This window comes from Thauera butanivorans NBRC 103042 (genome assembly GCF_001591165.1).
Taxonomy (GTDB): domain Bacteria; phylum Pseudomonadota; class Gammaproteobacteria; order Burkholderiales; family Rhodocyclaceae; genus Thauera; species Thauera butanivorans.
This window is the reverse complement of sequence record NZ_BCUG01000091.1, coordinates 1-9,913: the sequence shown is the minus strand read 5'-3', so window position 1 is coordinate 9,913 and position 9,913 is coordinate 1. Positions and strand designations below refer to the sequence as shown.

Here is a 9,913-nt window from a genome sequence, read left to right as displayed (position 1 = left end):
AGTAGCGGTCGAGCAGTTGTACGAGGCGTTCGGCCCACTGGCTTTCCGGGGAGACCCGTCTCATCAGCGATTCGATGACGACAAGTTGCAGGTAGAGGCGGCGGCGTGGGCTGAGTGTTTGCTTCGGATGCAGGTGAGCGCCCGTCGCGATGTGCTCCGGCACTACCGGCCAATATTCGGGCGGCCGCTTCGGAATCTCAGGACGGCTGCCGAACTCGCGGTTCCATACACGTGAGTGGTGGGCGCAGAGGTTGCGCAGATCGGAGAGGCTGCGGAACCAGGATTTGAGCAAGGTGTAAGGCCAGCCGAAATGCGCCTGAATGCGCTGCGTATCCTGAGGCAGCCGCAGGTTGGCAAAAAGCGTCGAGACCTCCTTGAAGGTGAGCAATTCGACAGCCATCCAGATGGGTGGCTGCGGTGGTGCCGAGCGGTATTTGTTCCGGTAGTGCGCGAGAAAGGCTTCCACATCTCGCGCGCGTGCTTCCGACTCCAGTTTCTCGATCAACCAGTCATGCCGGTAGCGGGAGTCGAACACCGTAGCGGCCAGATAACCATGGGGGCCGTGATGTTCGCCCAAGGTGTTCGCGAGTTGGGTACGCAAGGCAATTTCGAGCCGTTCGATGGCATCGAGCAGGTGTAGACGAAGCTCTCGGTCGAAGATGTACAGGTGGAGCACGTCGGCAAAGCTCGTCCCCGGCAAGAAGGAGTGCTTCTGCTGGTTCGGCAGGTAGAACGGCCGGGTATAGGCCGACAAACGGTAGTAGCTGATGTTGGCCAGATAATGTCTGGCCTGCTGTTCGTCGGGAATGGCGAGCCCGCGCTGGAGCAGAATGCTTAGATGTTCGTCGAGGCTGACGGCGGGTTTGTCGTAGAGACTCATCGGCAACCCCTGGACGTAAAAAACCCGCCAGAGTGTGCATCGTTGAGAGGCATGGCGGGTGTGTTGCCGCGAAGTATACCCGAGAAGTTACCTGAAGGCAATCTCCTTGCTCGAACGGCCGTACCGTTCCGCGAGACGAATTCATCCGTATTTCGATGGCCGGTGGGGATGATGGTCTTGCTCATTCCGCCAACTCCCCCAGCATCCGCATGATGTTGGCCGACACAGCCTTCAGTTCCTCGTCGATCGCACGCAGGCTGCGCGGCGGCTCGAAGATGTAGAAGTGGCGGTTGAACGGGATCTCGTAGCCGACCTTGCTCTTGTCTTCGTCGATCCAGGCGTCGGGCGCGTGCGGCAGCACCTCGCGGCGGAAGTATTCGCCGATGTCTTCGGTCAGCGGCACGTTCTCGGTGTCGCGCAGAGCGCTGTCGGGCTGGGGCTTGCCTTTCTGCTTGCCCTTGAGGCCCAGCACCGCGTTGCCGGCTTCGTCACGCAGCGGGCGTTCGACGGTGAGGGTGGTGTAGCCGAATTCCTCGTTGCGGAAGATGCGTGCGACCGGCACGCGCTTGAGCCGGCCGCCTTCGGGGGCGGTTGGTGGGGTGTCGGACTCGGTGACGAGCCGGGGTTCGCCCACAGGCTGGCCGGCGGCGTCGAATACGGTGATCCATTCGGCTTCGGTGAAGTCGCCGAACAGCCGCGTCACGGTGGCAATATGCGCGTCGCTCATTTCCTTGCGCTTGGAGCCGAGGCTCTTGCGCATCTTCTGCCAGAAGCCGCTGGCGTCGATGAGCTGGACGTAGCCCCTGCGGGCTGCGGGTTTCCTGTTGGACAGAATCCAGACGTAGGTGGCGATGCCGGTGTTGTAGAACATGTCGGTGGGCAGGCCGATGATGGCTTCCACCAGGTCGTTTTCCAGCACGTAGCGGCGGATTTCGCTTTCGCCGCTGCCGGCGCCGCCGGTGAATAGCGGCGAACCGTTGAGCACGATGCCGAAGCGGCTGCCGCCGTCCTGCGCCGGACGCATCTTGGACAGCAGGTGCATCAGGAACAGCATCGAGCCGTCGGACACACGCGGCAGGCCAGGGCCGAAGCGGCCGTCGAAGCCTTTCTGCTCGTGTTCCTGGCGCACGGCTTTCTCGACTTTCTTCCATTCCACGCCGAAGGGCGGGTTGGACAGCATGTAGTCGAATTTGCGCCGGGCGTGGCCGTCGTCGCTGAGGGTATTGCCGGCGACGATGTTGGCCACGTCCTGGCCCTTGATCAGCATGTCGGCCTTGCAGATGGCGTAGGACTCATCGTTGAGTTCCTGCCCGTACATCGTCAGCCGCGCCTGCGGGTTGTGCTGCTGCAAATGTTCGCTGGCTACCGACAGCATGCCGCCGGTGCCCGCGGTGGGGTCGTAGATGGTGCGCACCACGGCGTTGCCGGGGGTGAGCACGTCGTCGTCCTCGATGAACAGCAGGTTCACCATCAAGCGGATGACTTCGCGCGGGGTTAAATGCTCGCAGGCGGTTTCGTTGGAGATTTCGGCGAACTTGCGGATCAGTTCCTCGAACACCAGGCCCATGCTGGCGTTGTCGACCACTTCGGGGTGGAGGTCGATGTTGGCGAACTTCTCGGTGACGAGGTAGAGCAGGTTGGCCTTGGCCAGGCGCTCGACCTGGGTGTGGAAGTCGAAGCGCTCGGAGATGTCGCGTGCCGCCGGCGAGAAGGTCTGGATATAGAGGCGTAGAGATTCTGGCGGATGTGGTCTTGGTCGCCGAGCAGTTTGCCCAGATCCAGCGGCGAGGTGTTGTAAAAGCTCTGGCCCGCCTTGCGTAGCAGGAAGGGGTCGGGGTTCAGGCCGGCACGGATCTTGGCCGCGAACTCGGCCAGTACCGCGGGTTTGGTGGCTTCGAGCACGCAGTCCAGCCGCCGCAGCACGGTGAAGGGTAGGATGACGCGGCCGTATTCGCTTTGCTTGTAGTCGCCGCGCAGCAGGTCGGCGACGGACCAGATGAAGGATGACAGGGTTTGGTGGTTCATGCGGTTTCGGGTGTCTTGAGCATTCCGGCTACGTATTTGATGGGCATGGGCCGGAGTAAGGGTTTTCTTGCTGCTGATTTTACGGGGGTTCTGGCGGTAGGGCAGACGGGGCTACGTCACACAACCGACACAATCGACTTGTAGCCTGCTGTCTTCCCGCATACGGACACCAACTATGGAAGACCGCGCCGATTTCAACCGCAACGAACAGGTTCTTCGCAGCATCGGGCTCGACGTGATCGACAGCTACGACGAGGAACTCGAGCAGGAAATCGACGACATGCGCCTGGGTGACGCCAGTGTGCTCGAAGCCCTGGGCATCGACGACGATGCGCCGGCGGGCGAACTGGGCCGGCGTACCTATTTCCGTGAACTGCTGCGGCTGCAAGGCGAACTGGTCAAGCTGCAGGACTGGGTGCAGCGCAGCGGGGAAAAGGTGGTCGTGATCTTCGAAGGCCGCGACTCGGCGGGCAAGGGCGGTGTCATCAAGCGCATCACCCAGCGCCTGAATCCGCGCGTGTGCCGGGTTGCGGCGCTGCCCGCACCCAACGACCGCGAGCGCACGCAATGGTATTTCCAGCGCTACGTGACGCACTTGCCTGCGGGCGGCGAGATCGTGCTGTTCGACCGCAGCTGGTACAACCGTGCCGGCGTCGAGAGGGTGATGGGTTTCTGCGACGAGGATCAGTACGAGGAGTTCTTCCGTTCGGTGCCGGAGTTCGAGCGCATGCTGGTACGCTCGGGCATCCGCCTGATCAAGTACTGGTTCTCGATCACCGACGACGAGCAGGAAGCGCGCTTCCTCGCCCGCATCCACGACCCGCTGAAGCAGTGGAAGCTGAGCCCGATGGACGTGGAGTCGCGCCGCCGCTGGGAGGCCTACACCAAGGCCAAGGAGGTCATGCTGGAACGCACCCACATCCCCGAGGCGCCGTGGTGGGTGGTGCAGGCGGTGGACAAGAAGAAGGCGCGGCTGAACTGCATCAGCCATCTGCTGGGGCAGATTCCCTACGAGGCCATCCCGTATCCCGAGGTCAGGCTGCCGCCGCGCGTCTATAACCCCGACTACATCCGCAATCCCGTGCCCGACGACATGTATGTGCCGGAGCGCTACTGACGCGCGTTCGGGCTGCGATGCTCGAAACCATGGCGCCTTGCTGATGTTCATCGTCAGCAAGGCGCGTTGCTTTTGTGGAGCCCTGTTTCGACGGTGGCGGCCGACGGACAAAAATCGGGAAACGATAAACAGGGACTGATCTGTTCAGACCGTCCAGGGAGGCGCTGCAGTCCGGTGCGGGAGGTGCGCAATCGGGGTAAACGATGCTTGTCCGGAACGATGGCTGACGGAAAATTGCCGGACTATAAAAAAAAGATATAAGCTGATGCGCAAAAACCATCACGCCTCCGCGACACCCGCGGCGGCAGCCTTCCGGAACGGAACATGAGCGAGTTCATCCTCGAAACGAGCGGTCTGACGAAGGAGTTCAAGGGCTTCGTCGCCGTGTCGAATGTCGACCTGAAAGTGCAGAAGGGACATATCCACGCCTTGATCGGCCCCAATGGCGCGGGCAAGACCACGGTCTTCAATCTGCTGACCAAGTTCCTGCCGCCGACTTCGGGCACCATCCGCTTCGAGGGCCAGGACATCACCCGCGAGGCGCCGGTCGCCACCGCCCGGCGCGGCATGGTGCGCTCGTTCCAGATCTCGGCGACCTTCCCCAACCTGACGGTGCTCGAGAACGTGCGCATCGGCCTGCAGCGCTCGCTGGGCACCGAGTTCCACTTCTGGCGTTCGAAGAAGTCGCTCAGCGTGCTCGACGATCGGGCGATGGAACTGCTCGAATCGGTCGACCTGGCCGGCTTCGCCGACACGGTCACGGCCGAGATGCCCTACGGCCGCAAGCGTGCGCTGGAGATCGCCACCACGCTGGCGCTCGAGCCCAAGATGATGCTGCTCGACGAACCCACCCAGGGCATGGGCAGCGAGGACATCGCGCGCGTGGTGGAGCTGATCCGCAAGGTGTCGGCCAACCGGACCATCCTGATGGTGGAGCACAACCTGTCGGTGGTCGCCAACCTGTGTGACCGCATCACCGTGCTCACCCGCGGCAGCATCCTGGCCGAAGGGCCTTATGCCGAGGTGTCGAAGAACCCGAAGGTGCTCGAAGCCTACGTCGGCTCCGACGACATCAACGACGCCCACCACTGATCCGTTGCGAACGCAGACATGACCAGCGCTTTCCATCCCCACCCCGAAATGCTGCGGATCCACGATCTGCATGCCTTCTACGGCGAATCGCACATCCTGCACGGCATCGACCTGCAGGTGGCGCGCGGCGAATGCGTGACCCTGCTCGGGCGCAACGGCTCGGGCCGGTCGACAACGCTGAAGTCCATCCTCGGCCTGGTCGGACGCCGCAGCGGCTCGATCATGGTCAATGGCAAGGAAGTCATTGCCGAGCCGACGCATCGCATGGCGCGCTACGGTGTCGGCTACGTGCCCGAGGAGCGGGCGATCTTTTCTTCGCTGTCGTGCGAGGAAAACCTGATGCTGCCGCCGCAGGTGGCCAGCGGCGGCATGTCGGTGGACGAGATCTACAGCATGTTCCCCAACCTGCTCGAGCGCCGCAACAGCCCGGGCACCAAGCTGTCGGGCGGCGAGCAGCAGATGCTGGCGATGGCGCGGGTGCTGCGCACCGGGGCCAAGCTGCTGCTGCTCGACGAGATCACCGAAGGGTTGGCGCCGGTCATCGTCAAGAAGCTGGGCGAAGTCATCGTCGAGCTAAAGTCCCGTGGCTTCACCATCGTGCTGGTCGAGCAGAACTTCCGCTTCGCCGCGCCGCTGGCCGACCGCCACTACGTGCTCGAGCACGGGGAAATCATCGCCACCATCAGCGCCGAGGAACTGCCTGGCCGCATGGACTGGCTGCACCAGACGCTTGGGGTCTGAGCGGGATGCCGCACAGCCCTGCGTATCACAACCGAGAAGGAAGAGACGGGAGATCATGATGCAGATGAAGAAGCTGACGACCCTGGCCTGCGCGGCCGCCTTTGCAACGCTGTCCGGTGCCGCGAGTGCGCAGATTTCCGGCAACACGGTGAAGATCGCCGTGCTGACCGACATGTCGGGCACTTACTCCGACGTGGCCGGGCCGGGCGCGGTGCTCGCCACCCAGATGGCGATCGACGACTTCATCGCCGAGGCCAAGCCGGCGTTCAAGGTCGAGATGGTGTCCGCCGACCACCAGAACAAGGCCGACATCGCATCGAACAGGGCGCGCCAGTGGTTCGAGCGCGACGGCGTCGACACCGTGACCGAGCTGGTGACGACTTCCACTGCGCTGGCTGTGATGAAGATCGCCAAGGAAATGGACCGCATCGCGCTGATGAGCGGCCCGGCGTCCACGCCGATCACCAACGAGCAGTGCAACGACCGCACCGTGCATTACACCTACGACACCTATTCGCTGGCCAACGGTACGGCCAAGGCGGTGACGCAGCAGGGCGGCAAGAACTGGTTCTTCCTGACCGCCGACTACGCCTTCGGCCAGTCGCTGGAAAAGGATTCGTCGGCAGTCGTCGTCGCCAACGGCGGCAAGGTGCTGGGTTCGGTGCGCCATCCCTTCCCGGCGTCGGATTTCTCGTCTTTCCTGCTGCAGGCGCAGGCTTCGGGCGCGCAGATCATCGGCCTCGCCAACGCCGGTGCCGACACCACCAATGCGATCAAGCAGGCCGCCGAATTCGGCATCACGCCGAAGCAGCAACTGGCCGGGCTGCTGATGTTCATCTCCGACGTGCATTCGCTGGGTTTGCAGAACGCCCAGACCATGTACCTGACCACCGGCTTCTACTGGGATTTCGACGATGACACCCGGGCCTGGTCGAAGCGCTTCTTCGACAAGCACAAGAAGATGCCGACGATGGTGCAGGCGGGCCAGTACTCGTCGGTGCTGCACTACCTGCGCGCGGTCAATGCCGTCGGCTCGGACGACGCGGGCAAGGTGATGGAGCAGATGAAGAAGACGCCGATCAACGATTTCTTCGCCAAGAACGGCCGCATCCGCGAGGATGGCCGCATGGTGCATGACATGTATCTGGCGCAGGTCAAGACGCCGGACGAGTCGAAGGGGCCGTGGGACTACTACCACATCCGCGCGACGATTCCGGCCGAGGAAGCCTTCCTGCCCTTGTCCGAATCGGTCTGCCCGCTGGTTAAGAAGTGATCTGATCGCGGAAAGAACCGCACTTCGCTGCGCACCGGAACGGCTTGGCCGTTCCGGTGCGGGAGTCTCGTATGGAAATATTCGGTGTCCCCAGCGCGCTGCTCGGCAGCCAGTTGCTCGTCGGGCTGATCAACGGCTCGTTCTACGCCATCCTCAGCCTCGGCCTGGCGATCATCTTCGGCCTGCTCAACATCATCAACTTCGCCCACGGCGCGCAGTACATGATGGGGGCGTTCGTCGCCTGGATCGCGCTGACCAAGTTCGGCGTCAATTACTGGGTGGCGCTGTTGCTGTCGCCGATCATCATCGGCGCCCTGGGCGTGGTGATCGAGCGCACGATGCTGCGCAAGCTGTACAAGCTGGACCATCTCTACGGCCTGTTGCTGACCTTCGGCCTGGCGCTGATCTTCGAAGGCCTGTTCCGCGACCAGTACGGCATCTCCGGCCAGTCCTATCCGGTGCCTGAACTGCTGCAAGGGGGCATCAACCTCGGCTTCATGTTCCTGCCGATCTATCGCGGCTGGGTCGTGGTGGCGGCGCTGACGGTGTGCTTCGGCACCTGGTTCGTCATCGAGAAGACCAAGCTCGGCGCCTACCTGCGCGCCGGTACCGAGAACCCGCAGATCGTGCAGGCGCTCGGCATCAACGTGCCGCTGCTGATCACCTTCACCTACGGCTTCGGCGTCGCGCTGGCGGCATTTGCCGGCGTGCTGGCGGCGCCGGTCTATCAGGTGAATCCGCTGATGGGCGCGAACCTGATCATCGTCGTCTTCGCCGTGGTGGTGATCGGCGGCATGGGCTCGATCATGGGGTCGATCCTGACCGGCCTCGGCCTCGGCCTGATCGAAGGCCTGACGCGGGTGTTCTACCCCGAGGCCTCGGCGGTGGTGGTGTTCGTGATCATGGTGATCGTGCTGCTGGTGCGGCCGGCCGGCCTGTTCGGCAAGGCTTGAGCGAACAGGGAAAGAGACAGGGGAAAAGAGACAGATGAACAACACGAACTCGATGTTCGCCCGCGCCACGCCGTTGCTGTTCGGCGTGCTGTTCGTGATCGGGCTGGTTGCGCCGTTCGCGATGTATCCGACCTTCCTGATGAAGATCCTCTGCTTCGGCCTGTTCGCCTGCGCGTTCAACCTGCTGCTGGGCTTCGTCGGCCTGCTGTCCTTCGGCCACGCGGCCTTTCTTGGCAGCGCGGGCTACATCTGCGGCATGCTGGTGCGCGACCTCGGTGTGACGCCGGAAGTCGGCGTCATCGGCGGCACGCTGGCGGCAGGAGCACTGGGCTGGGTGTTCGGCGTGCTGGCGATCCGGCGCACCGGCATCTATTTCGCCATGATCACGCTGGCGCTGTCGCAGATGGTGTATTTCTTCGTGCTGCAGTGGAAGGCGACCGGCGGCGAGGACGGCCTGCAGGGCGTGCCGCGCGGCCACCTGTTCGGCATCATCGACCTGTCGAACAACATCGCCATGTATTACTTCGTGTTTGCGGTGTTCTGCATCGGCTTCGCGATCATCTACCGCGCCATCCATTCGCCCTTCGGCCAGATCCTGAAGGCGATCCGCGAGAACGAGCCGCGCGCGGTGTCGCTCGGCTACGACGTGGCCAAGTTCAAGCTGCTGGCCTTCGTGCTGTCGGCCTCGCTCGCCGGCCTGGCCGGCGCGACCAAGACCCTGGTGTTCCAGCTCGCGTCGCTGACCGACGTGCATTGGCACATGTCGGGTGAGGTGGTGCTGATGACCCTGCTCGGCGGCCTGGGCACCATCCTGGGCCCCTTGGTCGGCGCGGCCACCATCGTCTCGCTGCAGACCGAGCTGGCCGATTCGGTGGGCTCGTGGGTGACCGTCATCATGGGTGTGATCTTCGTCGTCTGCGTGCTGCTGTTCCGCCGCGGCATCGTCGGCGAGCTGCAGGCGCTGATCCAGCGCGCGGGTATCCGCTGATCGGTTTTCCCGGCTGGAACAAGCCACGCTGATATCGACGATGAGCGGGGCGGCTGCGTCATGCAGCCGCCCCGCTCATCGTTTACCCCGGGCCATGCGCGTCGGCGCGACGGCGAGCTTCAGGCGAGCCGAAATGGGCATGTGTGTGGAGATGCGACATCCTCGCCTGCGGAAGGCGGACGATATCGCTACCATGCGAGGCGCGAGTGGTCGCGAAGTAGTTTTGACAATACTGATTCAGGCAAATATAGTTGGAGCAAGATTCAAATGGCGGAAACGCAGCAACACAAGACAAGGAAGCCCGCGACCCCGCTGTCGGTTCTTCAGCGTTTCAGGGTTCTCATCCGCACCGCCCAGCGGCATTCCCAGTGGATCGAGCGCCAGAGCGGAGTGACCGGGGCGCAATTGTGGGTCTTGCAGGAACTGATCGAATCGCCGGGTTTGCGCGTTGGGGAACTGGCCAAGCGGATGGCGCTGCATCAGTCGACCGCGTCCAACATGGTGGATCGCCTCGAAACCAGCGGCCTGATCCGCAAGGAGCGCACCAGCGCCGACCAGCGCGTGGTGAGGCTGTACCTGACCGACGAGGGCGAGGCCATGCTCGGGCGGGCGCCGTCACCGGCGAGAGGGGTGCTGGTCGAAGGGCTTCGCCTGCTCGATGAAGAAGAACTGCAGCGCCTGCAGAACGAGCTGGACGGGCTCCTGTTGCAGATTCGCGATCTGGACGAAGGTTTCGGTATGCAGCCCCTGCCGTTTACCGAATGAGTTTCACTGTGTCGAGGTGCCGTCTGGCGCCACGGATGCAGACAGCAGCTTGAGCGGCCTTCGGGCCGCTCTTTTTTGG

General features: G+C 63.2%; 10 protein-coding genes. 7 read left to right on the top strand and 3 right to left on the bottom strand.

The window, feature by feature from the left end:
• From TBU01S_RS21840 to TBU01S_RS24625, 3 genes are all read right to left on the bottom strand, one after another.
• Window positions 1-880, bottom strand: an 880-nt coding sequence (locus TBU01S_RS21840; protein WP_068639600.1) for an Abi family protein, incomplete at its 3' end; no start/stop codon positions are given.
• Between the two features lie 181 nt (window positions 881-1,061).
• Window positions 1,062-2,465 carry an HsdM family class I SAM-dependent methyltransferase gene (locus tag TBU01S_RS24925; RefSeq protein ID WP_245651013.1) on the bottom strand — a complete coding sequence of 468 codons (1,404 nt, stop codon included), beginning with the start codon at window positions 2,463-2,465 and terminating at the stop codon, window positions 1,062-1,064.
• A complete protein-coding gene (locus TBU01S_RS24625) occupies window positions 2,423-2,905 on the bottom strand; it encodes a type I restriction-modification system subunit M N-terminal domain-containing protein (RefSeq protein ID WP_217999678.1) in 483 nt (160 codons plus the stop codon). The genes TBU01S_RS24925 and TBU01S_RS24625 overlap by 43 nt, the downstream gene beginning before the upstream one ends.
• A 175-nt stretch (window positions 2,906-3,080) precedes the next feature.
• On the opposite strand from TBU01S_RS24625, the gene ppk2 reads away from it, so the two are divergent.
• The 7 genes from ppk2 (at window position 3,081) to TBU01S_RS21800 (ending at window position 9,834) form a co-directional block, all read left to right on the top strand.
• Window positions 3,081-4,022: a polyphosphate kinase 2 gene (gene ppk2, locus TBU01S_RS21830; protein WP_068639599.1), complete on the top strand. Its 942-nt coding sequence runs from the start codon at window positions 3,081-3,083 to the stop codon at window positions 4,020-4,022.
• A 324-nt stretch (window positions 4,023-4,346) separates the two neighbouring features.
• A complete protein-coding gene (locus tag TBU01S_RS21825; protein ID WP_068639598.1) occupies window positions 4,347-5,114 on the top strand; it encodes an ABC transporter ATP-binding protein in 768 nt (255 codons plus the stop codon).
• An 18-nt stretch (window positions 5,115-5,132) separates the two neighbouring features.
• Window positions 5,133-5,855: an ABC transporter ATP-binding protein gene (locus TBU01S_RS21820; protein WP_068639597.1), complete on the top strand. Its 723-nt coding sequence runs from the start codon at window positions 5,133-5,135 to the stop codon at window positions 5,853-5,855.
• A 58-nt stretch (window positions 5,856-5,913) separates the two neighbouring features.
• Window positions 5,914-7,128, top strand: a complete 1,215-nt coding sequence (locus TBU01S_RS21815; RefSeq protein WP_068639601.1) for an ABC transporter substrate-binding protein — start codon at window positions 5,914-5,916, stop codon at window positions 7,126-7,128.
• Window positions 7,129-7,199: 71 nt separating this feature from the next.
• Window positions 7,200-8,081: a branched-chain amino acid ABC transporter permease gene (locus tag TBU01S_RS21810; protein ID WP_068639596.1), complete on the top strand. Its 882-nt coding sequence runs from the start codon at window positions 7,200-7,202 to the stop codon at window positions 8,079-8,081.
• A gap of 34 nt (window positions 8,082-8,115) precedes the next feature.
• A complete protein-coding gene (locus tag TBU01S_RS21805) occupies window positions 8,116-9,069 on the top strand; it encodes a branched-chain amino acid ABC transporter permease (protein ID WP_068639595.1) in 954 nt (317 codons plus the stop codon).
• A gap of 267 nt (window positions 9,070-9,336) precedes the next feature.
• Entirely contained in the window at window positions 9,337-9,834 is a 498-nt protein-coding gene (locus tag TBU01S_RS21800) for a MarR family winged helix-turn-helix transcriptional regulator (protein ID WP_068639594.1), read from the top strand.
• Window positions 9,835-9,913 lie beyond the last annotated feature (79 nt).